The organism is Parapedobacter composti, from assembly GCF_900112315.1.
Lineage (GTDB): Bacteria > Bacteroidota > Bacteroidia > Sphingobacteriales > Sphingobacteriaceae > Parapedobacter > Parapedobacter composti.
On sequence record NZ_FOLL01000004.1, the window covers coordinates 49,906 to 74,863 of the forward strand.

Annotated in this window: 20 protein-coding genes; 11 read left to right on the forward strand and 9 right to left on the reverse strand. The window is 52.7% G+C overall.

The genetic code is table 11. The annotated features are described in order from the left end of the window. Window positions 1-12: 12 nt before the first annotated feature. Window positions 13-456: a hypothetical protein gene (locus tag BM030_RS06315; protein ID WP_090972358.1), complete on the reverse strand. Its 444-nt coding sequence runs from the start codon at window positions 454-456 to the stop codon at window positions 13-15. Between the two features lie 97 nt (window positions 457-553). Here BM030_RS06315 and BM030_RS06320 point away from each other — a divergent pair, with 97 nt between their 5' ends. Beyond that, window positions 554-3,010, forward strand: coding sequence for a penicillin acylase family protein (locus tag BM030_RS06320; RefSeq protein ID WP_090972360.1), 2,457 nt, complete (start codon window positions 554-556; stop codon window positions 3,008-3,010). 6 nt (window positions 3,011-3,016) lie between these two features. Next, window positions 3,017-3,379: a hypothetical protein gene (locus tag BM030_RS06325; protein WP_090972362.1), complete on the forward strand. Its 363-nt coding sequence runs from the start codon at window positions 3,017-3,019 to the stop codon at window positions 3,377-3,379. On the opposite strand, the gene BM030_RS06330 is transcribed toward BM030_RS06325, so the two are convergent. The 5 genes from BM030_RS06330 to BM030_RS06350 form a co-directional block, all read right to left on the reverse strand. Beyond that, window positions 3,357-4,292 carry a sugar phosphate isomerase/epimerase family protein gene (locus tag BM030_RS06330; RefSeq protein ID WP_090972364.1) on the reverse strand — a complete coding sequence of 312 codons (936 nt, stop codon included), beginning with the start codon at window positions 4,290-4,292 and terminating at the stop codon, window positions 3,357-3,359. The genes BM030_RS06325 and BM030_RS06330 overlap by 23 nt on opposite strands. Before the next feature lie 46 nt (window positions 4,293-4,338). Then, window positions 4,339-5,094: a sulfite exporter TauE/SafE family protein gene (locus BM030_RS06335; protein WP_090972366.1), complete on the reverse strand. Its 756-nt coding sequence runs from the start codon at window positions 5,092-5,094 to the stop codon at window positions 4,339-4,341. Further along, window positions 5,087-5,755, reverse strand: a complete 669-nt coding sequence (locus BM030_RS06340) for an HAD family hydrolase (RefSeq protein ID WP_090972369.1) — start codon at window positions 5,753-5,755, stop codon at window positions 5,087-5,089. The genes BM030_RS06335 and BM030_RS06340 overlap by 8 nt, the downstream gene beginning before the upstream one ends. Window positions 5,756-5,820: 65 nt before the next feature. Beyond that, a complete protein-coding gene (locus tag BM030_RS06345; protein WP_090972372.1) occupies window positions 5,821-6,036 on the reverse strand; it encodes a heavy-metal-associated domain-containing protein in 216 nt (71 codons plus the stop codon). A 30-nt stretch (window positions 6,037-6,066) separates the two neighbouring features. Continuing rightward, window positions 6,067-8,292 (reverse strand): heavy metal translocating P-type ATPase, encoded by a 2,226-nt coding sequence (locus tag BM030_RS06350; protein WP_090972374.1) that lies wholly within the window; start codon window positions 8,290-8,292, stop codon window positions 6,067-6,069. Between the two features lie 120 nt (window positions 8,293-8,412). Here BM030_RS06350 and BM030_RS06355 point away from each other — a divergent pair, with 120 nt between their 5' ends. After that, on the forward strand, window positions 8,413-11,265 hold the full coding sequence (locus BM030_RS06355) for a M16 family metallopeptidase (protein WP_090972376.1): 2,853 nt from the start codon (window positions 8,413-8,415) through the stop codon (window positions 11,263-11,265). Between the two features lie 92 nt (window positions 11,266-11,357). Here the strand turns inward: BM030_RS06355 and BM030_RS06360 are convergent, their stop codons facing one another. Next, window positions 11,358-12,218, reverse strand: coding sequence for a sigma-70 family RNA polymerase sigma factor (locus BM030_RS06360; protein WP_090972378.1), 861 nt, complete (start codon window positions 12,216-12,218; stop codon window positions 11,358-11,360). A 188-nt stretch (window positions 12,219-12,406) separates the two neighbouring features. Next, window positions 12,407-13,345 (reverse strand): methionyl-tRNA formyltransferase, encoded by a 939-nt coding sequence (gene fmt, locus BM030_RS06365; RefSeq protein ID WP_090972694.1) that lies wholly within the window; start codon window positions 13,343-13,345, stop codon window positions 12,407-12,409. A 78-nt stretch (window positions 13,346-13,423) separates the two neighbouring features. Between fmt and BM030_RS06370 the strand changes: the two genes are divergently transcribed. From BM030_RS06370 to lysA, 8 genes are all read left to right on the forward strand, one after another. After that, a complete protein-coding gene (locus BM030_RS06370) occupies window positions 13,424-14,644 on the forward strand; it encodes an ABC transporter permease (protein WP_090972380.1) in 1,221 nt (406 codons plus the stop codon). 94 nt (window positions 14,645-14,738) lie between these two features. After that, a complete protein-coding gene (locus BM030_RS06375) occupies window positions 14,739-16,871 on the forward strand; it encodes a cation:proton antiporter (protein ID WP_090972382.1) in 2,133 nt (710 codons plus the stop codon). A gap of 5 nt (window positions 16,872-16,876) precedes the next feature. Further along, window positions 16,877-18,166, forward strand: a complete 1,290-nt coding sequence (gene icd / locus BM030_RS06380; protein WP_090972384.1) for an NADP-dependent isocitrate dehydrogenase — start codon at window positions 16,877-16,879, stop codon at window positions 18,164-18,166. Window positions 18,167-18,198: 32 nt separating this feature from the next. Continuing rightward, window positions 18,199-19,560 carry a sigma-54-dependent transcriptional regulator gene (locus BM030_RS06385; RefSeq protein WP_090972386.1) on the forward strand — a complete coding sequence of 454 codons (1,362 nt, stop codon included), beginning with the start codon at window positions 18,199-18,201 and terminating at the stop codon, window positions 19,558-19,560. A gap of 150 nt (window positions 19,561-19,710) precedes the next feature. After that, window positions 19,711-20,778 (forward strand): 3-phosphoserine/phosphohydroxythreonine transaminase, encoded by a 1,068-nt coding sequence (gene serC / locus BM030_RS06390; RefSeq protein ID WP_090972388.1) that lies wholly within the window; start codon window positions 19,711-19,713, stop codon window positions 20,776-20,778. 11 nt (window positions 20,779-20,789) lie between these two features. Then, on the forward strand, window positions 20,790-21,737 hold the full coding sequence (locus BM030_RS06395; protein WP_090972390.1) for a D-2-hydroxyacid dehydrogenase: 948 nt from the start codon (window positions 20,790-20,792) through the stop codon (window positions 21,735-21,737). A 105-nt stretch (window positions 21,738-21,842) separates the two neighbouring features. Further along, complete coding sequence (locus tag BM030_RS06400) at window positions 21,843-23,156, forward strand: aspartate kinase (protein ID WP_090972392.1); 1,314 nt, start codon at window positions 21,843-21,845, stop codon at window positions 23,154-23,156. Window positions 23,157-23,172: 16 nt separating this feature from the next. Next, complete coding sequence (lysA, locus tag BM030_RS06405; RefSeq protein WP_090972394.1) at window positions 23,173-24,339, forward strand: diaminopimelate decarboxylase; 1,167 nt, start codon at window positions 23,173-23,175, stop codon at window positions 24,337-24,339. On the opposite strand, the gene BM030_RS06410 is transcribed toward lysA, so the two are convergent. After that, window positions 24,336-24,956: a response regulator transcription factor gene (locus tag BM030_RS06410; protein WP_090972396.1), complete on the reverse strand. Its 621-nt coding sequence runs from the start codon at window positions 24,954-24,956 to the stop codon at window positions 24,336-24,338. The genes lysA and BM030_RS06410 overlap by 4 nt on opposite strands. Window positions 24,957-24,958: the final 2 nt, after the last annotated feature.

Consider the following 24,958-nt stretch of genomic DNA (forward strand, 5'->3'; position numbering starts at 1 on the left):
TAAGAAAACACGTTAGTTACAGGCTGCCGGATTGAACACCTGTCCGGTGCTGCGTACCAGCCGCCTGCCTTCTCTGAAGAAAATCTCTTCTTGGGTGCTATGCATGCCTTCTGCGTGGAAGTCATATAAGACGACCAGCGTGTCGCTTCGGAAACGGCCGGCTACGGTGCCGTGACTGTCGTCTATCTGATAGTTGTTAAATCGCAGCGTGCCGGATACGGAGTCGGCTTGGACGTGCAACCGCAGCGTGATGGTGTCCCGACCGTGTATATGTTGATAGCAGACAGTGTCTGCCAAAGGGGATATACCCGTGCTGGCCGAGACGGTGTCGTCATTGGCCGGTCGGGTTGCCGCGGTGCCGGCGTCCCCGGAAGTGCCCGTAGGCCGGCAGCCGTAACCCAACAGCAAACATAAGATTAAAAGCCGTTTAAAGCCGGCGTGTTCAAGTGCCTCCATAGTTAACCTGTAAACAAAATCCATGCAAAACTGGGTATTGCCGTTGAAAACTTGCGGGTATAATTGAGTTTACTTAAGTTTGGGTGACGGTTATGATATGAAACTCATCAGATATTGCTGGCCATTGGCGGTGGCTATGGCTCTTATTTATGTATTTAACCGGGCTTGGGGCACGGTGCCACCGCTCGGCAAGGTTTTCAGTCCGTTTGTCGGGGTATTGCAAGCGGCACGGGATGCCACTACGGAAGATACGGAGATCCGGCTGACTGGCATCCGGGGCGGGGTGGTGGTGCATTATGACGATAATGCCGTACCCCATATTTTTGCGGAGAATGAGGAAGACCTGTATTTTGCCCAAGGTTATGTGATTGCGCGTGATCGTTTATGGCAGATGGAGTTTTATACGCTCGTAGCTGCGGGAAGGCTTTCGGAAGTAGTGGGGGACGCGGCACTGGACTACGACCGTTTCAACCGCCGTATCGGTATGGCGCGGACGGCCACAGCGATTGCGGAACGCCTGGAAACGGATACGGTAGCCAACCGGATGCTGCAGGCATATGCTAATGGGGTGAATGCCTACATCAACCAGTTGACTTACCAAGATCTGCCGGTGGAGTATAAGCTGCTGAATTACCGGCCGGAGCCTTGGTCGCCTTATAAATCCATTCTGATGCTGATGAACATGCGCTACACGCTGAACGGAGGGAGTAACGACCCGCGCCTGAGCAATGTACTTGCGAAACATGGCCCGGAGGTAGTGGCCAACCTTTTTCCGGATTATCCGGCAATGGAGTCGCCCATCGTTCCGGCGGGTACGAAATGGCCGTTTACGCCCGGACACATCCCTCCGGCGCCGGATACTGTAGCGGATCTGCCGGATAGCAATCCACTGGCGCTCCGCATACCGGAGCCGCGGCCGGAAATAGGCAGCAACAACTGGGCGGTGGCCGGAAACAAATCGGCTACGGGCCTGCCCATCTTGGCGAACGACCCGCATTTGCAACTGACACTGCCTTCTATCTGGTATCAGATGCAACTGTGCACGCCGGAGATGAATGTATACGGCGTGGCGTTGCCGGGAACACCGGCCATCATCATCGGGTTTAATAAGGATGTGGCCTGGGGTGTAACCAATGTGGGATCAGACGTGATGGATTTTTACCGGATCCGGTTCGGCGACGGGGGCTTTGAGAAATATTGGCATGATGGCCAATGGAAACAGACCGTGTCGTATGTGGAGCGTTTTAAACTGAAAGACGGCTCGGAAGTGTCCGACACGTTGTACTATACGCACCACGGGCCAGTGGTATACCACGATGAGCGGGATGCCGGCCGTACGCGTGGCATCCCTGTGGGATATGCCATGCGGTGGATAGCGAACGAGACTGACGGCGCGGATGTACTGGCCCTTTACTACCTGAACCGGGCTAAAAGTTATGAGGACTATCAGGAGGCACTGACCTATTTTACAGCGCCCGCGCAGAATTTCGTGTTTTCCAGCAACCAAGGGGATATCGCTATCACGGCCAACGGAAAACTGCCCCTGAAATGGAAAGGGCAGGGGAAATTCTTGCTGGATGGTACACTGCCCGCCCACGACTGGCCGGGTTGGATACCGCAGCGACATAACCCTGCGGTGAAAAATCCGGCGAGGGGCTTCGTGAGCTCGGCCAACCAGTTCCCGGCAGATACCACATACCCATACTACCTGGGCTGGCAGTTTGCCCATCCCAGCAGGGCGCTGCGCATCAATGAGCGCCTGGCAGCCATGACAGCCGCAACGGCGGACAGCATGCGGCTGTTGCAGAACGACAACTACAACGTGGACGCACAACGGATTTTACCGTACCTGCTGCCTGTATTGGCGGGAGATGATTCCATCCGGCGGTCGGCTGAATTTGATGCTATAGAAAGATGGGATTACCGGAATGACGCGGATGCCGTAGGGGCCACCATCTTTGAGCAATGGCTGGCCGATTTACGCAGGGCTATCTGGGCGGATGAATTCCCGGAAGCGGAACACTTGCTGCTGCCCAGCCTTGACCGTACATTGGAGCTGATTGAACGGGATCCCGGAGCCAAATGGTTCGATAACGTAACTACCACGGATCGGGTGGAAACCATGGATGATATTATCCGCGAAAGCTTCAGGACGACGGTGACCGGATTGCGTGAACGGTATGGGGATATGACGGCTGCAAACTGGGCGTGGGGCAAAGTGAAAGCGACGCGCATCATGCACCTCGTACCAAACTTCACTTCGTTCGGCCGTAAGGAGGTGATCAACGGCGGTGGTGCGGGCATCGTAAACGCCACAACGGGCACGCATGGTCCATCATGGCGGATGGTGGTGCAACTGGACAGGGAATGGCCCGTGGCTTATGGTGTGTACCCGGGCGGACAATCAGGTAACCCGGGAAGCCGGTACTATGATAATATGATTGACCGCTGGGCCGAGGGCGAGCTGGATACGCTGCTGTTTATGAAACATGCCGGAGAGCGCTCAGGAAGATTGATACACCAGATTGTATTGAAACCAGCATCAAAACCGTAAACCGTTATGTTATTGTACCTGCTGATTTTGTTGATAGGCGGACTACTGGCCGCAGTTGGGCCCTGGTGGATCATGGCCCCGGTATGTTTTGGTCTATGCTTTTTTCTTGCACGCAGCGCATCCCGCGCGTTCCGGATATCGGCATGGGCGGGCGTTACGCTATGGGTGGGGTATTCACTTTATCTGCACCTGAAGGCAGAGGCAGACCTGGCTGGGCGCGTAGCGGGGATTTTCACGGGTGGGATGTCCGGTGTGCCGGGCATTGTGGTGGTAGCCGCGATAGCCGCGTTGGTGGCAGGGTTGGTCTGTGGCTTTTCCGGTCTGGCAGGCGCAAAGATGCGACAGCTTATACGCCGGCTTCCTGAATGACCGACAGGGTCTTCCGCAGGCCGGTTTTCGCCACTTCCAGCAGATCTTGCTTCCAATAGTCCGGATTGTACAGTTCCAACGAAACACATTTTTCGAAACCGATGGCTTTCAGATCGCTGAGTATCTGCACCAGAGGCAGGATACCGTCTCCGGGGTATACCCGGTGGCTATCGTCCAACTGGGCGACGGCAGGTGCCGCCGGGGCATCGGCAAACTGGAAAATGGCAATGCTTTTGCCGTTGAGGAGCTTCAGCCCTTCGAACCCGCCTTCGGAAATGTACATGTGATAGGTATCTGGTATAACCATAGCGCCCGGATGGTTGGCATCCAGTGCTACGGCCATAGCCTGGCCGAGCGTCTTTAACGGAAAGTATTTGACAAACACGAGCGCAGCTTCCAGGTTGTAGTCGTTCTTGGCCAGCTCAATAATATCACGGTAGCGTGCAGCTACCCACCGCTGATCGTAACCTTCACCTACGGTGTTAGGGATCGTCTGGATATGCTGTGAGCCGATGTCGGCAGCCATCCTCAGCCGTCGGCGTGTGTCAGCCAACGAAGCTTCGAACAATTCGGGGGTGGGTGGAAGGGCGTTCCACAGGCCGATCACGCTCGGCACAAACAGTCCCCGATCTCGAATTTCCCTGCCCAGCTCTTTTAGATTGCCGCCCTCCGCTTCGAACTTCTCTAACTCGCCGTCCCAAGGTTCAATGGCATCATATCCCGCTTCTGCGGCGATACGGACTTTCTCCGGTAGCGAAGCGGGCCGGATGGTGGCGGTATCCAGGCAGATGGGCCAGGGACTGGCGCCTTGCTGGTAACGCTTCTGCGGGGCGCGAACATCGGTAAGGGCGGAGGGGCTGGCCAACCATGCGCCGGAAACGGCACTTGCCGAAATGAATTGCCTGCGATCCATAGTGGTCTTGTTAAGGGGTTTCCCAAATATAGCCGACTTGGTTTACTTACACAAATAAAAAAAGGGTGGAGGCCAGGATGAGCGTAACCATCAACAGTTTGAATTGCTTTTCGGGCAAAACATGCACAATGCGTATACCCATAAGACCGCCGATGATGATGAAGGGCAAGGCGGTTAAATCCAGCAGGAAGCCGGTCCACGACAGGTTGTCCCACACGAAAATCTGCAGGGGGATTTTGGCGTAGTTCAGTATCATAATGAACCACGCTCCAGTGGCAACAAAGGCATATTTGGGTAATCGCATAGATAGGAGGTAAACCGCCAAAGCCGGGCCTGCAGCATTGCCAATCATCGTGGAAAATCCCACGATGAAACCAAACAGGGGTGAAAACCAAGGGGCAGCCGCTATTGCCTCTATTTTGCCCGCACGTTCCATCCAAAACAGGATAACCAGGCCCAGCAAAATGCTGCCTCCCATCAGGAATTTGAAACCCGCTTCAGGTACGGCATGCCCGGCGGCAAGAGCCACAAGGAGGCCAGCCAGCGCCCAAGGCAGCGGCTTCAATACAAGTTGGCGGTGAAAGGCTTTACGGTAATAGACAATGGCCATGACATCTGCCATGCAAAGAAGGGGAAGAACGATGCCTGTGGAGTGCTTGGCGCCGAAGAGCAGGGCAAACAACGGTACGGTGAAGGTGCCGATGTTTTGGATACCGGTTTTGGACATGCCGATGAGCGTGGCACAGCAGAAAAAGAGAACCCACTCTGCGGGACTCTGGAGCAGGTGCGTGAAGTCAGCCATTGCCGGACGCGAATAGCTGCTTAACCCGTGTTGCGTCTACCCCGCGGTAGTCGTAAACATAATCATGGCAGGGCGGAAGTTGTTCGCGCGTGTGGGAGGTGAGCACGCCCACTACCTTGGTACCCGCACGGATGGCGGCAGTGACGCCTGAATGGGAGTCTTCAAAGACTACACAATGTGTGGGGTCAACACCGAGGTTCTGCGCCGACTTCAGGTAGATTTCAGGATCGGGCTTATGGGCCTGGACGTCTTCGCTGGAAAGGACAGACGCCATCTGTGTGCGGAAGCCGAGGCCGTCCATAATCAAATCCAGATTGGCACGGGGCGCGGAGGTAGCCACCCCCGTACGGAAGCCCGCGGCCTTTAATGACGCCAGGAATTCCAGAAAGCCATCAATGGGCTTAATCTGGGCTTTATAAATTTCCCTGAACAGGCCTTCTTTTTCGTCCTCCAGCCGCTTAAGCTCATCGCCGCGGACAGGGCGCTTGAAGAAATGGCTCATGATATAGCTGTTGTGCTTTCCGTACATGTGTTCTTCAAATTCCTGCTCGGTGTAAGGAACCCGGTACTTGTCAAAAAATTGCTTGAAAGCTTCGGTATGGTAAGGGTTGGTGTGGGCGATAACCCCATCCATGTCAAAAATGACCGCGTAGTTGTCCATGCCCGCAAAGGTAAGGGTTTTCGACGGAATGTGAGGGCCGGCGATAAACCGCCGTTTTTCTCCAGCTATGTCGTTAACGGCTCCGCTTTGAACCCCGCTTTGGCAACGGCGTTGATGACCGCCTCTTCCGTGGCGGCCTGAACAGCTACCGTGAGCACCTTATCGGGGTCGTTGATGTCCACCTGCCAATTTCCTTTGCCCACCGCCTCGTTGAGGGATGGCGTAACGGCTGCCACGCAGCCTCCGCAATTAATCGTTGTTTTGAATTTGAATGATTTCATATGGTTTTGTTTTTTTTCTTTTCCTAATCATTAACCCCAACGTAACCGCAGGCTATTGCTCACAACACTTACGCTGCTGAGCGCCATGGCGGCCCCCGCAACCATCGGATCCAATAGAAAGCCATTTATAGGATATAGCAATCCTGCGGCGACCGGTATACCGATTACATTATAGATAAACGCCCAGAAGAGGTTTTGTTTGATGGTAGCTACCGTCTTGCGGGAAAGATGGATGGCCTGAGATATGTGGGTAAGGTCGCCCGAAATGATGGTCATCTTAGCCACATCCATGGCAATGTCGCTCCCCCTGCCCATGGCAATGCTCACATCGGCTTGGGCAAGGGCATTGCTGTCGTTGATGCCATCGCCCACCATGCCCACCACCTTGCCCTGGGCTTGCAGCGCGTTGACGAATGCTGCCTTTTCGGCAGGCAATACATTGGCCTGGTAGTGGGAAATGCCTGTTTGCCTGGCCACAGCCGCTGCGGTTTGTTCATTGTCTCCGGTAAGCATGTACACCGCCACACCTGCAGACTGCAGCCGGTTTATGGCCCCCGCCGAGGTGGGCTTGATTTTATCGGCAATGGCAATGGTGGCCAGCAGGGCGGATTCGTCCGCAAAATGGATGACCGTATGGGCAAGGTCCAGTTGTGCCGCAACCCATTGGCGGGCGTCGTCGCTCAGATCGACTCCGTGGTCCTGCAGCAGTACCGCATTGCCGATGAGATAGGTTTTCCCTTTATATTGGCCACGTATACCTTGTCCGGCGAGGTTTTCCACGTCCAATCCCTGCAGGAATATGGCTTCGTCGCGAAGTGCTTTCACGACGGCGTCGGCCAGTGGATGTTCAGATGTTTTTTCGATGCTGTATAGAATATTTCGCAGTTCGTCCGTTTCGGGCACAAACCACCGATGTGTCACCACTTCCGGCTTGCCTTCGGTGATGGTACCCGTCTTGTCAAGGATGATAGCATTCAGCTTTTTGGCACGTTCGAGGCTTTCGGCGTCTTTAATGAGTATGCCCTGTTCGGCACCTTTCCCCACGCCAACCATGATGGCCGTGGGGGTAGCCAGCCCCAATGCACAGGGGCAGGCGATGACCAGCACGGTGACCAGTGCCAATAAGCCGTGCGTAAACCCTTCCGGACCGCCGAATACGATCCACAGCACCAGGCTCAGCGTGGCAATGCCGATGACGATGGGCACGAAGATGCCCGAAATTTTGTCTACCAGCTTTTGCACGGGCGCTTTGCTGCCCTGTGCATCCTGCACCAGTTTGATGATTTGCCCGAGCAACGTTTCTCCGCCGACTTTTTCGGCTTTGAACTGGAAGCTGCCTTTTTGATTGATGGTGCCTGCAAAGACGGCTGAACCCGCTTGTTTGGCCACGGGAACGGGTTCGCCGCTGATCATGCTTTCGTCTACATAGGAGCCGCCGGCGATCACAGTACCGTCCACGGCCACTTTTTCGCCCGGCTTCACCAACAGTACATCGCCCACTTTTACCCTGGCGATGGGTATTTCCACTTGGTGGCCGCCCTGGTGAACCACGGTCACCGTCTTGGGCTGCAACCCCATCAACTTTTTAATGGCAGAAGACGTGTTGCCTTTTGCCCGCTCTTCCAGCAATTTTCCCAAAAGGATAAAGGCGATCACTACGCCTGCTGTTTCAAAATAGGTATGGGCATGCAGCCCCCGGCTGTGCCAGAAATCGGGAAACAGCGTGTTGAAGACGCTGAATAGATAGGCTACCCCCGTGCTCAGTGCCACCAGGGTATCCATATTGGCCGAGCGGTGCTTGGCCTGCTTGTAAGCACCGGCAAAAAACTGCCTGCCGAAGATGAAGATGATGGGGGTGGCCATCAGCCACATGACGTAGTTAGCCCAGGCCTGGGCCATCAGCGTGGGGGTCATGCCGATGATGATCAGCGGAACCGCCAGCACAATGGCACTTACGGTTCGCCTTTTCAGGGATCTGAAATGTGCCTGCCGCAGGGTCGCCAGTGAGTCGGCTGCTTCCTCGGTTTCCTCCACCATCAGGTCATACCCAACGGACTGCACGGCGGCTTTCAGTTGCCGGGCGTCCGTGATGCCAGGTACATATTCCACCCGGGCGGTAGCGTTAGCATAGTTGACCGATGCGGAAACCACGCCGGGCTGTGCCTTAAGGATGGTTTCTGTACTGCTGGCGCAAGACGCACAGGAGAGATTAAGTACGGGGAACGTTTGCTTAACGGTATCCATGCTATATTCCATTTAGCTATTATCTGCATACAAATATCGGTCAATGCGGGTTCAAGGGTTTATGGTATATTGGGAAAAGTTTATGTTTTACTTGGGAAAAACAATACATTTGGACACAGAATTTTTGGACACATGTATTTTAACCAACGCACATGCTTTGCAATGGTGCTGCCATTGCTTTTTTTGCTGACTTCTTTACAGGGCTTGGCCAAGCCCGTCGGTTTGCCAACAGACACCCTAAACTACACCACTGCACTGCCCATGGATACCGGCGTGCTCCGGGGAACACTGCCTAACGGATTCCGGTATTATATACGCCACAATGCGGAGCCGAAGGATCGCGTGGTGATGTATTTGGCCACCAAGGTGGGTTCTATATTGGAAACCGACGATGAGCTCGGTTTGGCACATTTCCTGGAACACATGCAGTTTAACGGCACTAAGCATTTCCCGAAGAACGAACTTGTTGATTACCTTCAGAAAGCGGGGGTGCGCTTCGGTTCGGATCTGAACGCCTATACGTCTTTTGACGAGACGGTATACCAGCTGCCCATTCCATCTGACGATCCGGAGCTGCTGAAAAACGGGTTGCAGGTGATGCGCGACTGGGCCCAGGACGCGTTGCTCGACGGGGATGAAATAGACAAGGAACGCGGCGTGGTGCTTAACGAGATGCTGGGCGGGCGTGGAGCACAGCAACGCATGCGCGACCAGTATTTTCCGATGATCCTCAACCAATCGCGCTATGCGGATCGGTTGCCCATAGGTACCAAAGACATCATCGAGGGGTTCAGCCACGAGACGTTGCGTGATTTCCATCGCAAGTGGTACCGGCCGGACTTGCAGGCGCTCATCGTGGTGGGCGACATTGACGTGGTGGAGATGGAGCGACAGATAAAGGTGCTCTTTGCAGACCTTAAGCAGCCGGACAACGCGCCCGAACGCGAGGAATACAGCATTCCCCTGACGGGCAAGAACCAATTTATGGCTGTAACGGATCCCGAAATGCCGCAAACCGTGATGCAGGTGATCATCAAACACCGGGAGGCCGACGTGAAAACCGTGGGCGACTACCGAACACAACTGGCCAAATCGCTTTTCAACCAGCTGGCGGCGGCTCGGTTTTCAGAACTGACCCGGCAATCCGACCCGCCGTTCATCCAGGGCGGGGGCAGCATCGGCGGCTTCCTTCGAGGGCTGGATGCGTTTACCCTCTACATGGCAGCCAAACCGGGCGAAATAAAACGGGGATTTGATGCCGTGGTAACCGAGTTTGAACGCATCAAGCGGCATGGCTTTACGGCTACCGAGCTGGATCGGGCAAAACGCAATTTCATCACCAGCGTGGAGTCTGCTTATGCAGAACGTGATAAGCGGAAGTCCGAAAGCTATGTGGCCAGTTACCTCAACCATTTCCTGCAAGACGAGAACGTATTGAGCAATGAAGACCGTTACCGGCTGGGCAAACAGTTAATCGGCACGATAACGCTTGACGAAGTGAATGCGCTTGGCCGGGAATACTATGTAGACCGTAACCGGGACATCTTGATTATGGCACCGGAAAAGGATAAAGAGACGTTGCCCGATGAACAGACAGTGGAAGGCTGGCTTGCCGCAATCGGCCAAAGCGATATCGCGCCGTATGATGACAATGTGCAGGATATTCCGTTGCTGGAAGAACAGCCTTCGGCCGGGACCGTAACGGAACGCAGGGAGCGGCCTGAACTGGGTGTCACCGAACTGACACTGAGTAATGGTGTGAAGGTGGCCCTTAAACCCACCGACTTCAAAAATGACGAAATCAACATAACAGCGTTCAGTCCGGGTGGCACATCGTTGTACAGCGACGACGAATTCCTGTCGGCTACTTATGCCGCCACCGTGGTGGGAGGAAGCGGACTGGGGCCTTACGACGCCACGCAGCTGACGAAGTACCTGAGCGGCAAGAAAGTGTCTGTACGCCCATATATCGGCGAGCGCAGCGAAGGATTCAGCGCTTCCAGCGGCAAGAAAGATCTGCAGACAGCCTTTGAACTGATACACGGGTACTTTACGGTACCGCGCTTGGACTTGGCGGTGTTCCAGGGATATATGCAGCGCGTCAAAGCGTCACTCGCCAACAGACTTGACGACCCCAATGCAGTGTTCGCAGATACCATAAACGCCGTGCTGTATAACAATAATATCCGACGGACGAGTATGACCGTGGAGCAGGTAGACCAGATAGATCCCCAACGGGCTTTCGATATCTTCAAGGAACGCTTTGCAGACGCATCGGATTTTACCGTAACCATTGTAGGCAGCTTTACCGAGGATGAGATCATGCCGCTGGTGCTGCAATACCTGGCGAGCCTACCTGCAGCCGGACGGGAAGAGGCGGCGCCTGATTTGGGCATCTATCCGCCTGAGAAAGGCTTGCAGCAAACCGTTTACCGCGGAAAAGAGGAAAAATCGAGCGTACGGCTTTATTATTTCGGCGATTACGATTATTCGGAAGACGAAAACCTACAGCTGGACGCGCTGGAAAGTATCCTGAACATCAAATTGATTGAACGGTTGCGTGAAGCGGAAAGCGGTGTGTATGGCGTTTCTGCCAGTGCGAGCTACGCAAAATATCCCCGCCATCGCTATTCGTTCAGTATAGCCTACGGCACCAGTCCGGACAAAGTGGAACCGCTGATGGCTTCGGCACTGGATGAGGTCGATAAGATAAAACAGCAGGGACCGGAACAGGTGGATATCGATAAGTTCATCAGTGAGCAGAAACGCCAACTGGAAGTGCAACTGCGGGAAAACGGATTCTGGCTTGGGCACCTGTCTAATTCCTACCAAAATGAAGAAGACCCGGCCTATATCTTGGCGTATCTGGATAAATTGAGCCAGGTAACTACTGAAAGCGTGAAAGCCATAGCGAACAAGTATTTGGTCGACGACCGTTTGTTCCGGTTTATATTGATGCCGGAAGCAGCGGCCGAAACCCCATAGCGCAGCGGCCCGGATTAAGCCGTACTGACGAATAAAAAAAACGCCCCGCGAAAATGCGGGGCGTTTTTTTTTGGGGCTATACCTCGTATAGGCTAACCCAAATAAGATTTCAAAATACGGCTGCGCGACGTATGGCGAAGCCGTTGCAAGGCTTTGTCCTTGATCTGCCGCACCCGTTCACGGGTGAGGTTGAATTTCTCGCCGATTTCTTCCAACGACAATTGATGGTTGGAACCGAGACCGAAGAACAGGACGATAATCTCGCGTTCCCGTTCAGTCAACGTAGCCAGCGAACGCTTGATCTCTTCCGAGAGCGATTCGTCAATCAACGTGCTGTCCGTATCCGGGTCGCTGTTTTCCAATACATCAAGCAGCGTATTTTCTTCGCCCTGTACAAAGGGAGCGTCCATGGACACGTGGCGGCCGGAGTTGCTCAGCGTATCGGATACCTTGTCTACCGTGGTTTCAAGGATATCTGCCAACTCTTCAGGTGAGGGTTCCCGTTCATATTCCTGCTCCAGCTTGGAGAAGGCTTTGCTTATTTTACTCAATGAACCTACCTGATTCAGTGGCAGGCGCACGATACGCGACTGCTCGGCAATGGCCTGCAGGATGGATTGTCGAATCCACCATACGGCATACGAAATGAATTTGAATCCCTTAGTCTCGTCAAAACGTTTCGCCGCTTTGATTAGACCCAGATTCCCTTCATTGATCAAGTCGCCCAAAGTAAGCCCCTGGTTCTGGTACTGCTTGGCTACGGAAACCACAAAACGCAAGTTGGTTTTGGTTAACCGCTCCAAAGCAGCCTGATCCCCTTCACGGATTTTCTGGGCGAGAATGACCTCTTCTTCGGCTGTGATTAAGTCTACTTTACCAATCTCGTGCAAGTATTTGTCTAACGACTGTGACTCACGATTGGTAATGGATTGTGTGATCTTGAGCTGTCTCATTTAATCTGTTAAGTACCTACCTTTCTAAAAAGTTCGCAAAAATACGGATTTCTTAATCATAATAACTGATTTTTTTGGAAAAAGTTGTCTGATTTAGAGGAAATTATAAGATATTTTTGCACTTTTTAAAGCATCAAAAATTGTTCCAAAAACAGGAGCGTGGCAGTAATGATCAGCCAAATCACCAATTATGAAGGAAATGTGACAGAAGAAGGGCGATATCCCCGAAGAAAGGACACCACATCCATTCGCTTTTTGCCCTCCAATTGCAGCTCTAAAACCTGAATATAACCGTCTGTACAGGCAAATTTCAGCAAGGTTTTACCGTCTGTGAAGTAAGTGCCCGGCTCATGCTGCACGGCTGTTTTCTCTTTCTTAGCCCTGAATATTTTCAACGTTTTGCCATCGAACGATGTATAAGCCGTAGGATAAGGACTTAGTCCGCGGATGTGGTTATGGATGGTATCCACTGGGCGCTGCCAGTCAATTTGACAGTCTTCTTTGAAAATTTTCGGAGCATGCTTCAGCGCAACGCCTGCCGCCAGTACTTCTTGGGGTACCGGCACGGCAGTGCCCGCGGCGATGGCCCTGACCGTCCTGACCAACAGGTCAGCACCGACAACCATCAGCTTGTCGTGGAGGTCGCCCGCCGTATCGTCAGCCGCAATGGGCACTTTCTCCGAAAATAGGATGCTGCCGGTATCGATTTCGTGGCGGAGCATGAATGTGGTGACGCCGCTCTGGTTTTCCCCATTGATTATGGCGTGGTTGATGGGGGCTGCGCCGCGGTATTGGGGCAGGAGGGAAGCATGGAGATTTACCGTGCCAAGAGGGGGCATATTCCAAACCGATTCGGGCAGCATACGGAAAGCAACAACTACCTGTAAATCGGCTTTCAAAGCCGCCAGTTCGGTCAGGAAACCGGGGTTCCGCAGCTTCTCCGGCTGCAATACCGGCAGCCCCCGGGCTAAGGCAAACCGCTTCACGGCCGATTGGTGCAGCTTCTGCCCCCTGCCGGCCGGCTTGTCCGGCGCGGTAACGACAGCGACGACGTTTTCTCCTGCCTCAAGCAACGCCTCCAACGAGGCTACGGCAAACTCCGGTGTACCCATGAATACAATGCGCATAGAACTGATTACCTCCGATTCTTCGAATTGTGATTTTTTCAAATTACCTTTGCGAAGGTACAAATTATATCGAGAGGCTTGAACTTCCCGTATTTTTTAGCGAAAAGAATTGCTGTAAGCGGCCAGCGGACGTTTTCCAAACTCATTGTGCGGGTCGCCATCGGTGCTATCGCGCTCGGTGTAGCCGCAATGATGCTTTCCATAGCGGTATTAAAAGGATTCAAAGGGGAAGTGACGGCCAAGCAACGCGGCTTCTTCGGAGACATCATGCTGAATACATACGACCTCAACACGTCGTTCGAGCAAGCGCCGTTTCGGCTCAGCCCTGCCGATATCCAGGAGCTGAAGTCTATACCCGGAGTGTCTGACCTGCGGTATTACGCCACCAAGCCGGGTATCATCAACGTTAATGATGAGGTGGAAGGTGTCTTGTTCAAGGGAATCGATGCCCAGTACGACCAACGCTTCCTTGCCGATGTACTGGTGGCGGGAAGCTCCCTGGATTTTGCGGACAGCATCAAAGCAAACGGGCAGATACTGATTTCTCAACACACGGCAAACAGGCTGCAGTTGCATGTGGGCGATGATTTTATCATGTATTTTGTGCAGGAGCCGGTGCGGAAACGCAAGTTCGAAATTGCGGGAATATACCACACGGGTGTGGAAGAGTTGGATAAAACCTATGTGGTGGGCGCATTGCCCTTGATTAGGCGGCTGAACAACTGGGAAGATGATGAGGTAGGGGGATACGAGATTTCCATCGCTGATTTTGATGGCCTTTATGAAGTGACTGCCGAGGTGCAAGATAAGTTGCCCATAGAAGTGGATGCGGTGAACGTGCGCGATCAGCTGCCCGAGATATTTCAGTGGCTCGATCTGCTGGACGTCAACACGGTGATCATCCTGGTGCTGATGATGGTTGTAGCCGTAGTAAACATGGTCTCTGCTTTGCTCATCACTATTCTGGAACGCACATCCATGATTGGTGTACTGAAAGCCTTAGGATATACGGATGGCGGTATCCGGAAAGTGTTTTTGTACCACGCTGCGTACCTGGTGGGGTTAGGGTTGCTGCTGGGGAATGTACTGGGCATCGGATTGTATGCTTTCCAGCACAATACGCGCTACTTCAAATTGGATGAGGCATCCTACTACGTGTCTTATATCCCCGTCAGCATCACCACCCTCGAAGTGGTATTGCTTAATATGGGCGTAGCCGCTATCGCCCTGGCTGTACTGCTGGTGCCTTCGTACCTTATTAGCAGGATTAGCCCTGTGAAGGCCATCCAATTCCGGTAAAATGACGGTTGGCTAGAAAAACGGCTTAATTTTAACTATCTTTGAAGCAGGGTTGACGTGGTAAGACGGAGAACGGATGTATTAAATTGAATTTATGGGCAGAGATATTTTCAACCATTTAAACCATGCTTTTGAAACGCCGCTGAGTAATCCGGTGCTTATTTTCGCTCTAATCCTGTTCATTATCCTGCTGTCTCCGATACTCCTGCGCTGGATCAAGATACCCGGCATCATCGGGCTTATACTTTCGGGGGTGATTATCGGACCGCACGGGCTTAACCTGCTGGAAAAAAATTCGGCGGTAGACTTGTTTTCCACCATTGGGTTGCTGTATATCATGTTTATCGCCGGTTTAGAGCTGGATATGAACGAATTCCGCAAAACGCGCCATAAGAGTGTGCTGTTCGGTTTTTTCACGTTCGCTATCCCGATTGCCATAGGTTATCCCGTATGCCGCTATGTCTTGGAATATGATGTGCTTGCCAGCATCATGATTTCCAGCATGTTTGCAACCCACACGCTGGTGGCCTATCCGGTGGTAAACAGCTACGGTATATCCAAGAACGAGGCGGTGGCCATTACGATAGGGGGAACCATCCTGACGGACACGGCCGTGCTGATCATCCTCGCCGTGATTATCGGTGCTTCGCAGGGACAGCTTGACCAACAGTTCTGGGTTACCCTGGGTATATCGTTTGCGATATTTCTGTTTATCATGTTTGGCATTATCCCCCGCGTGGCAAAATGGTTCTTCCAGAAAGTGGAAGCAGAAAAGACCTCTCATTATATTTTTGTACTGTCTGTGGTGTTCCTGGCTGCTTTCCTCGCCGAGCTGGCCGGACTTGAACATATCATAGGGGCATTCGTTGCCGGATTGGCGCTGAATAAGCTAATCCCGCATTCTTCGGCGCTGATGAACCGTATCGAGTTTATCGGCAATGCGATATTCATTCCGTTTTTCCTGATAAGCGTGGGCATGATTGTCGATGTAAGCGTGCTGGCCAATGGCCCCACCGCGCTGCTGATTGCTTCAACGCTGACCATAGCGGCCATTTTCAGCAAGTGGGTAGCCGCTTGGTTCACCCAATTATCTTTCGGTTACTCCGCGGCCCAGCGGAAGGTGATTTTCGGGCTAAGCAGCGCGCATGCAGCAGCTACCCTTGCAGTGATTATGGTGGGGTACCGGAATAACATTATTGATGAAAACGTGCTGAACGGCACAATTGTGCTTATCCTCGTTACGTGTATCGTGGCGTCATTGGCCACGGAATCAGCGTCCAAGAAAGTGGTGCTGGCCGGAGACCAGGATGAGATAACCAGCGAACGCAATGTGGCGCGCGAAGAGCAGCTGATGCTGCCCATCGCCAACCTGAACAATATGGAGGCGCTGCTGGACTTCGCCACGTTAATAAAGAGCAAACATTCGCCCCATCCCATTACGGTGCTGACCGTGGTACCCAACAATGAGATGGCCGAACATAATTTGCAGCGCGCGCGAAAAAACCTCGATTCAACAGCCAAGTATGCCTCGGGCAGCGAAATGGAAGTCAGCGTTACGGCAACCATCGACCATAATATTGCCAATGGCATCAGTCGGGCGGCCCGCGAGGTTGGGGCCGATGGTATCCTGTTGGGGTGGCCCAGCAAGCCCGGCATCATCGAAAAGATGGTGGGTGAGAAAACGGAGAGTATTCTGAATCAGACAGACACCAGCTTGTTCATGTGCCACGTGGACAAACCATTGGTAACGCATGGACGCATTGTGCTTTTCTGTCCGCCGCTGTCTGAGTCGGAGCTCGGGTTTGACTATTGCATGGAAAAGGTATTGCGGCTATCCCAGGAGCTTACTGTGCCGGTGCAGTGCGTTTGCGATGAGCGCACGGAGCATGCCTTATCCGACTACTTGAAGCGCAACAAAAGCAGCACACGGATGTTGTTTTCACTACATAATGAATGGGATGACCTCGGCTCGCTTCGTCAGTACGTAAAAGACAATGATCTCATCGTTTTCCTTTCGGCAAGGCAGGGGGAGGTATCATACCGCCACTCGTTTGATGGGATTCCCAAAAAGTTGGCTCAGGTATATGCCCAATACAACCGCGTGCTGGTGTTTCCGAAGCGAAGGGCAGGGTATCAACTGGACGAGTATGAAGATGTTTCCACCGCCCCGATTTTACAACGCATCGGACGGGGCATTGAAAATATTTTTACACGAGATAAGCATTAATCCGCATGGCAACGACGAAGATTTCAAAAAAGGACGACGGCACGCTTCATGTGCCCGATGATGTCGACATCCCGTTTATCATCGGAGATGGCATAGGACCGGACATCTGGCATGCTTCGGTGCGTGTGTTTGATGCAGCCGTTGCGAAGGCTTACGGCGGCCGGCGGAAGATAAACTGGAAGGAGGTGCTGGCCGGAGAGAAGGCTTTCCAGGCCACCGGCGAATGGCTTCCCGAAGAAACGCTATCCACCATCGCCGAACATTTGGTTGCGATTAAGGGGCCGCTGACCACGCCAGTGGGCGGAGGGATACGCTCACTGAACGTGGCGATACGCAAAGCGCTCGATCTGTATGTGTGTCAACGGCCGACAAGGTGGTTCCAAGGTGTGCCATCGCCCGTGAAGCATCCGGAGCGGGTGGATATGGTTATCTTCCGGGAAAATACAGAAGACATCTATACCGGAATAGAGTTCGAGGCGCGGTCGGCCGAATGCAGCCGGTTGAAAGCGTTTCTCAAAGACACGATGGCCGTGGATTTCGGATTTACCGATGATACAGCCCTCGGTATCAAAACCGTATCGGAAACCGGCTCAAAAAGACTGGTGCGGGCGGCTATCGAACATGCTATCCGGCTGGGCCTACCGTCTGTAACCCTGGTTCACAAAGGAAACATCATGAAATATACCGAAGGGGCCTTTAAGAACTGGGGGTATGAGGTGGCCGAAACGGAGTTCGCTGAGCAGACCTATACCTGGGGCCAGTGGGAACGAACCAAGGCGGCTAAAGGTGAGCAGCAGGCCAATGAGGAACAGAGACTGGCAGAGGCACAAGGTAAGGTAATTGTCAAAGATGTTATTGCGGATAATTTCTTGCAGCAGATATTGCTGAATCCGGCGGATTACGCGGTAATTGCCACGCTGAACCTGAACGGCGATTATATTTCCGATGCACTGGCCGCCATCGTCGGAGGTATCGGTATTGCTCCGGGTGCCAATATCAATTATGTCACGGGCCACGCCGTATTCGAAGCCACGCATGGTACCGCCCCGAGGTTTGCCGGCACTGATAGCATGAACCCATCGTCGGTCATCCTCAGCGGGGTAATGCTGTTGGAGTATATTGGCTGGCCCGAAGCGGCAACCCTGATTGTGGAGGCGCTTCAGGAGACAATTTTGCAAAAAACCGTCACCATCGATTTTTTTAACCAAATGGAAAACGGAAGACTGCTGAAAACAAGCGAATTTGCTTCGGCCATCGTGGATAAAATAAAAGCCGGGTTCATCCGTTCGTTATAACATAAGGACGCAATTTTTTTAATCAATAATACATGGCTAATATACTGCTGGTAGAAGACGATACCACATTTGCCGCAATATTGGAAAACTTCCTCCGGAAAAAGGGGTTTGACATTGTCGTGAAATACAGCGTGAAGAGTGGGATAGAGGCGCTGAAAAACAATACGTTTCACCTGATTTTGCTCGACTACCGCTTGGGCGACGGCATCGGTTTAGACGTGGTGGATGCTGTCCGTGCGGAGGGCAAGGCGATACCTTCCATTATCATGACAAGTTTCAATGATGTGCGGACAGCGGTAAAGGCCATCCGTCAGGGGGTGTTCGACTACATCACCAAACCGGTGAACCCCGATGAGCTCCTGATGGTGGTGAACGAAGCGCTGGAAGGGAAGTCGGCCGAAAAGGAACGCCCGGCCTCCAAAGCGCGCTCAGCCAAACTGGATACACCTGCCGATTTTGTAGAAGGTACCAGTCCGGCCGCCCGTAAACTTCATGAGTACATCGCCTTGGTGGCGCCCACGGATATGTCTGTGCTGATTCGGGGCGAGAGCGGGACGGGCAAGGAATATGTAGCCCGTTCAATCCACCGGATGAGCATGCGCGCCGACATGCCGTTCGTGTCCATTGACTGCGGTACACTTTCCAAAGAACTGGCGTCGAGCGAACTCTTCGGCCACATCAAAGGGTCATTCACAGGAGCATTGAACGATAAGACGGGGCAGTTTGTGGAAGCTTCCGGAGGCACACTTTTCCTTGACGAAATCGGCAACCTATCATATGACGTGCAGGTGAAACTGTTGCGGGCCCTGCAAGAAAAGGTGATACAACCCGTTGGGGCCAATAAAACCGTCAGTGTAGATGTGCGGGTAATTGCCGCCACCAATGAAGATCTGCTCGGGACGGGCAAGTTCAGGGAAGACCTTTACCATCGCATCAACGAATTTGAGATTATTGTGCCGGCATTGCGCGACCGCCGGTCGGATTTCCAGCAATTTGCCGATTTTTTTATTGCACATGCCAACGAAGAGCTGGGACGGGATGTGCAAGCGCTTTCTGACGAAGTCAACGAAATATTCCAGGCGTACGATTGGCCGGGTAACCTCCGGGAGCTGAAAAATGTTATCAAGCGCATGGTACTGCTCTCTCCGGGCAACGTAGCAGAGGTGGCGGCCCTGCCGGAAGAAATGGTCTTTGCTATTAAAAACCAAGGCATAGCGGAGCCGGAGCCTTCCGCCGGTAATCCCGACCTCCGCCTGCATAGCGAAGCGCACGAACGCAAACTGATCCTTGACGTGCTGCAAAAAGCAAGGTATAACAAAAGCAAGGCGGCGCAGATGCTCAACATCGATCGCAAAACCTTGTATAATAAGATGGAGAAGTATGGGATTGAATAATCCGGCGGGTGTACGACAGACTTAACCGCAATCCGATTTCCGTTGAATTATTTGCAATATATTATCGGAATTATTGAATGAATTTCAATAGATAATTGCTATTTTTGCCGCCAATTAAATCGGGATACACCTTATTCAACATTAGTAACGATGAAACACAACTTTGGAGCGGGACCATGCATATTGCCCCAGGAAGTTTTTGAGGAAGCCGCCCGCGCGGTGGTGAATTTTAATGACACTGGCTTGTCTATCCTCGAAATATCGCACCGGAGCAAGGAGTTTGAAGCGGTGATGGCTGAAACTGAGCGTTTGGTACGTGAGCTGCTTGCCGTACCGCACGGGCATTCCATCCTTTTCCTGCAAGGAGGGGCCAGCACCCAGTTCGCCATGGTGCCGATGAACCTGTTGCCTCCGGGGGGCAAGGCGGCCTACCTCGATACCGGCACATGGGCCAGCAAAGCCATCAAGGAAGCCAAAAAAATCGGCGATGTATCCGTAGTGGCTTCTTCATCTGACGCAAACTATACATACATTCCCAAGGGGTATGAAGTACCCGGCGATGCCGCTTATTTCCACTATACCTCAAACAACACCATCTTCGGAACGGAAGTGTTTGAAACGCCTCAAAGCCCCGTACCCGTGGTGTCCGACATGTCGTCGGATATCCTGAGCCGCAGAATCAATGTAGCGGATTTCGGGCTTATCTATGCGGGTGCGCAGAAGAACATGGGGCCCGCAGGTGTGACGCTGGTTATCGTAAAGGACGAACTGCTCGGCAAAACAGGCCGTACGTTGCCTGCCATATTCGACTACCAGCCGCATATCGCTGCAGGATCGATGTACAACACGCCGCCTGTTTTCTCCATATATGTTTCCATGCTCAATCTCCGGTGGCTGAAAGCCAAGGGGGGAGTGGATGTCATTGAACAGGAGAACATCATCAAGGCCCGCACGTTATATGACGAAATCGACCGGAACCCCCTGTTCAGGGGAACGGCAGCACCGGAAGACCGCTCGCGGATGAACGTGACGTTCGTAACCGAAAACAAGGAACACGAGGCGCCATTCCTCGAACTTGCCAAGGAACGCGGATTGGTTGGCCTGAAGGGGCACCGCAGCGTGGGCGGTTTCCGGGCATCCATTTACAATGCGTTGAGCATTACCGGAGTGAATGCATTGGTAGACGCCATGCAGGAATTTGAAGAGCAAAATAAATAGACTTGGGGAACATGAAAATATTAGCAAACGACGGAATCGATCCGCTGGGTAAGCAACTGCTTGAAAATGCAGGGTTTACAGTAGACACCAACCATATACCGCAAAACGAACTGGCGCTTAAATTACCCGACTACGATGCCATCACGGTGCGCAGTGCAACAAAAGTGCGCAAAGACCTGATAGATGCCTGCCCTAATCTAAAACTCATTGGTAGGGGAGGTGTCGGGATGGACAATATCGATGTGGAATATGCCCGCTCCAAAGGCATCGCCGTGGTAAACACGCCTGCAGCATCGTCTCTTTCCGTGGCGGAACTGGTGTTTGCCCACCTGTTGAGTGGCGTACGCTTCCTATACGATGCGCAACGTAAAATGCCCGTGGAGGGGGACACCAACTTCGGCGGTCTGAAAAAGGCTTACGCCAAAGGGGTGGAGCTGCGCGGCAAAACACTGGGCGTTATCGGTTTCGGGCGTATCGGCCGCGAAACAGCCAAAGTCGGCCTCGGATTGGGAATGGATGTCATCGTGAGCGATCTCTTTGAAGCACCGAAGACGCTTCCATTGACGCTTTCTGGCGGCATCACGGTTGATGTGCCTATCACACAAGTGGAACTTCAGGAGCTTTTCCAACGGGCGGATTTCATTTCCCTGCATGTACCGTTTACGGAAAAGCCCATTATTGGCGAAGCAGAATTCGGACTACTGAAGCCGGGCGTAGGTATCGTCAACGCGTCACGAGGCGGCGTGATAGATGAGTCGGCGCTTATCGCCGCGCTGGACAGCGGCAAGGTGGCTTTCGCCGGACTGGACGTTTTTGATAACGAGCCTACACCCCGGAAAGACCTGCTCACCCATCCGAAGGTATCCCTGACCCCGCATATCGGGGCCGCAACCGGAGAAGCCCAGGAACGGATAGGTGAAGAACTGGCTAACCTGATCATTCAACACTTGAAGAAATAGTTTCCACTGTACCAAGGACATGAGGATAAGGTTACTTATCTTTGCGCCCTTGGTTCCTGTTTGCGGGGCGTAGTACCCGCAGATAGTTTATTCAGTATACCATCGATGAAAGTATTAAAATTCGGAGGGACATCCGTGGGAAGCGCTGAACGAATTAAAGCGCTGCTTGATATCGTTAATCCAAATGAACGTCAGATCATCGTTCTTTCCGCGGTGGCAGGCACCACCAATGCATTGGTAGAAATAGCCCAGGCGTTTACCGCGGGCGACAAGGATAAGGCTGATGCGTTAATCAGCGCGTTGCACGTGAAGTACGATGCGCTGGTGGCTGAACTTTTCACTACAGATGAAGGCCTGAAAAACGGCAAGGAATTGATTGATTATCACTTCGGATTAATCGCTTCTTTCTCCAACCAGCTGTTCACCCCGATAGAGGAGAAAATCATCCTTGCACAGGGCGAGCTGATTTCCACCACGCTGTTCCACTTCCACCTGACGGAGTTGGGCATCCGGTCGAAGCTGCTCCCTGCGCTCGATTTCATGAAAATCGATGAAGACAATGAGCCGAAAATCGACTTCATCCGCGATAATCTGAATGAACTATTGCTGCAATCCAGCGACCATAACTTTTTTATAACTCAGGGATATATCTGTCGTAACGCATTCGGTGAAATTGACAACCTGCGCCGCGGGGGGAGCGACTATACGGCCTCGCTTATCGGTGCCGCCATCGGTGCCGACGAAATCCAGATATGGACCGATATTGACGGAATGCACAACAACGACCCGCGTATTGTCAATGGAACCAGGCCCATTGCCCACCTGAGTTTTGACGAAGCTGCCGAACTGGCTTACTTCGGCGCCAAGATCCTGCATCCGCAAAGCGTTTTTCCGGCCCAGCGTTTCAACGTCCCGGTACGGTTGCTGAATACCATGGAACCGCAGGCGCCCGGAACGCTCATCAGTAAAGAAGGGGCAGCCAAAGGGGTGGTGCGTTCCATCGCTGCCAAAGATGGCATCACAGCCATTCGCATCCATTCGTCGCGCATGCTGCTGGCCTACGGCTTCCTGCGCCGGGTTTTCGAGGTGTTCGAACGCTATAAAACCCCGATTGACATGATTACGACATCAGAGGTTGCGATATCGCTGACCATAGACGATACCACATACTTGACGGAAATCGAACAGGAATTGAAAGACTTCGGCTCTGTTGAAATCGATCGTGAACAGACCATCGTTTGTGTGGTTGGCGATTTCGGACTGGATACGCACGGCTACGCGTCGCGGGTGCTGGATGCGGTAAAACACATTCCTGTCCGGATGATTTCTTACGGAGGAAGCAATTACAACATTTCCATGCTGCTGCAAACGGAATATAAAGTGGAAGCTTTGCGATCGCTGCACAACAGACTTTTTTAACCCTTAGCAATAAATGATGTTTGATACCGGGCTCGTTGCCGCCTTTTCTCATAAAGAGACGCCGTTTTACTACTATGATCTGGCATTGCTGCAACGCACATTGGACCAAGCAAAACAGGCGGCTACTGCGCATGGCTTCCACGTGCATTATGCACTTAAAGCGAATTTCAACGACCGTGTGCTGGACCTTATCCGCGACGCCGGATTCGGAGCCGACTGCGTTAGCGGCAATGAAGTGAAAAAGGCAATCGAAACAGGCTTCAGTCCCGATGCCATAGTGTTTGCGGGTGTAGGCAAGTCCGACAAAGAGATTCAATATGCACTTGATCACGACATTTTCGCGTTTAACGTGGAGTCGGTTCAGGAATTGAAGGTCATTGATGGTTTGGCGGCCGTACGGGGGAAGAAAGCTAATGTTGCCCTCCGCATCAACCCGAACGTCGATGCGCAGACGCACCATTATATTACCACAGGGCTGAACGAAAACAAATTCGGCATCTCGCACTGGGAACTCGGCGATGCCATTGACACCCTCAGGGCCTGCCAACATATAGAACTGATAGGTATCCATTTCCATATCGGATCGCAGATAACCGATCTCAATGTATTCAAGAGCCTTTGTGTTAAAGTCAATGAACTGAACAGTTGGTTTGATGAACGCGGATTCCGCCTCCGCGTATTGAACGTAGGCGGGGGATTGGGGGTCGACTACCACGACCCTGATGCCAACAGCATACCCGACTTCCGGTCGTATTTCCAGGTGTTTGCAGATTTTATCGAACGCAAACCGGGCCAGGAAGTTCATTTTGAACTGGGGCGGGCGTTGGTATCGCAATGCGGCAGCTTGATAAGCCGTGTGCTGTATGTCAAGCACGGCATTAAGAAAAATTTTCTGATTCTGGACGCCGGGATGACCGAACTTATGCGGCCGGCGTTATATCAAGCCTATCACAAGATAGAGCGTTTGGGTGCACCTTCCGCATCCGAAGCTGAACTGGTGCATTATGACGTGGTCGGACCCATCTGTGAAAGCAGCGACTGTTTCGGCAAAGAAGTACTGCTTCCACCGTCAGCCCGCGGCGATCTGATCGCTATCCGTACCGCGGGAGCCTATGGCGAAGTCATGGCTTCGCGCTACAACCTGCGCGACGAGATTCGCTATGTTTACGGTGAGCGCCATTAGGCATTAAATAAGGCGAGCATCTCCGCAGTATTGCGTACACCCAGCTTATGCAGGATATTTTTGCGGTGGGTCATTACGGTATATACAGAGAGGAACAGCATATCGGCAATTTCCTGATTGGTATGGCCGTTGCGTACCAAGCCGGCGATTTCAAGCTCCCGCCGTGAAAGCCTGAATTTATTCAGGAATTTATCGTCAAATATGCCGTTGGTTTCCTGCGGCATGGCGGCACGGTCATAGTCAAACCGGTTTTCGCCCCGGTGTATGGCTTTTATGGTATCGATCAGGTGCTGTGCGTCGGTGTCTTTATGCAGGTAACCGTTAATGTCCAGCTCCCGGCATTTGGCATAAATATGCTCGTCGGCATACATGCTCAACACCACAATCTTGCAGGACACGAAATTGTTCTTCAGTAAGCGGATAGTGGCCGGACCGTCCAATACAGGCATATTCAGGTCAACCAGCACCATATCCACGGTATTGGTCTTCAGGTATTCAACAAGCTCCTTTCCGTTTGAGCAGATTTTAACAACCGATAATTCCGGATCCGACCGGAGGATCAGGGCAATGCCCTCTGACATGAGCTTATGGTCATCAGCGATGGCGATCGTTATCATGG

Coding starts and splice junctions, on each gene's coding strand:
- BM030_RS06345 (WP_090972372.1), bottom strand. CDS start 6,036: ATGAAATCATTCAAATTCAAAACAACGATTAATTGCGGAGGCTGCGTG.
- BM030_RS06410 (WP_090972396.1), bottom strand. CDS start 24,956: ATGATAACGATCGCCATCGCTGATGACCATAAGCTCATGTCAGAGGGC.
- BM030_RS06355 (WP_090972376.1), top strand. CDS start 8,413: ATGTATTTTAACCAACGCACATGCTTTGCAATGGTGCTGCCATTGCTT.
- BM030_RS06315 (WP_090972358.1), bottom strand. CDS start 456: ATGGAGGCACTTGAACACGCCGGCTTTAAACGGCTTTTAATCTTATGT.
- BM030_RS06325 (WP_090972362.1), top strand. CDS start 3,017: ATGTTATTGTACCTGCTGATTTTGTTGATAGGCGGACTACTGGCCGCA.
- BM030_RS06350 (WP_090972374.1), bottom strand. CDS start 8,292: ATGGAATATAGCATGGATACCGTTAAGCAAACGTTCCCCGTACTTAAT.
- BM030_RS06320 (WP_090972360.1), top strand. CDS start 554: ATGAAACTCATCAGATATTGCTGGCCATTGGCGGTGGCTATGGCTCTT.
- icd (WP_090972384.1), top strand. CDS start 16,877: ATGGCAACGACGAAGATTTCAAAAAAGGACGACGGCACGCTTCATGTG.
- BM030_RS06330 (WP_090972364.1), bottom strand. CDS start 4,292: ATGGATCGCAGGCAATTCATTTCGGCAAGTGCCGTTTCCGGCGCATGG.
- fmt (WP_090972694.1), bottom strand. CDS start 13,345: ATGCGCATTGTATTCATGGGTACACCGGAGTTTGCCGTAGCCTCGTTG.
- BM030_RS06400 (WP_090972392.1), top strand. CDS start 21,843: ATGAAAGTATTAAAATTCGGAGGGACATCCGTGGGAAGCGCTGAACGA.
- BM030_RS06395 (WP_090972390.1), top strand. CDS start 20,790: ATGAAAATATTAGCAAACGACGGAATCGATCCGCTGGGTAAGCAACTG.
- BM030_RS06385 (WP_090972386.1), top strand. CDS start 18,199: ATGGCTAATATACTGCTGGTAGAAGACGATACCACATTTGCCGCAATA.
- serC (WP_090972388.1), top strand. CDS start 19,711: ATGAAACACAACTTTGGAGCGGGACCATGCATATTGCCCCAGGAAGTT.
- lysA (WP_090972394.1), top strand. CDS start 23,173: ATGTTTGATACCGGGCTCGTTGCCGCCTTTTCTCATAAAGAGACGCCG.
- BM030_RS06360 (WP_090972378.1), bottom strand. CDS start 12,218: ATGAGACAGCTCAAGATCACACAATCCATTACCAATCGTGAGTCACAG.
- BM030_RS06340 (WP_090972369.1), bottom strand. CDS start 5,755: ATGGACAACTACGCGGTCATTTTTGACATGGATGGGGTTATCGCCCAC.
- BM030_RS06335 (WP_090972366.1), bottom strand. CDS start 5,094: ATGGCTGACTTCACGCACCTGCTCCAGAGTCCCGCAGAGTGGGTTCTC.
- BM030_RS06375 (WP_090972382.1), top strand. CDS start 14,739: ATGGGCAGAGATATTTTCAACCATTTAAACCATGCTTTTGAAACGCCG.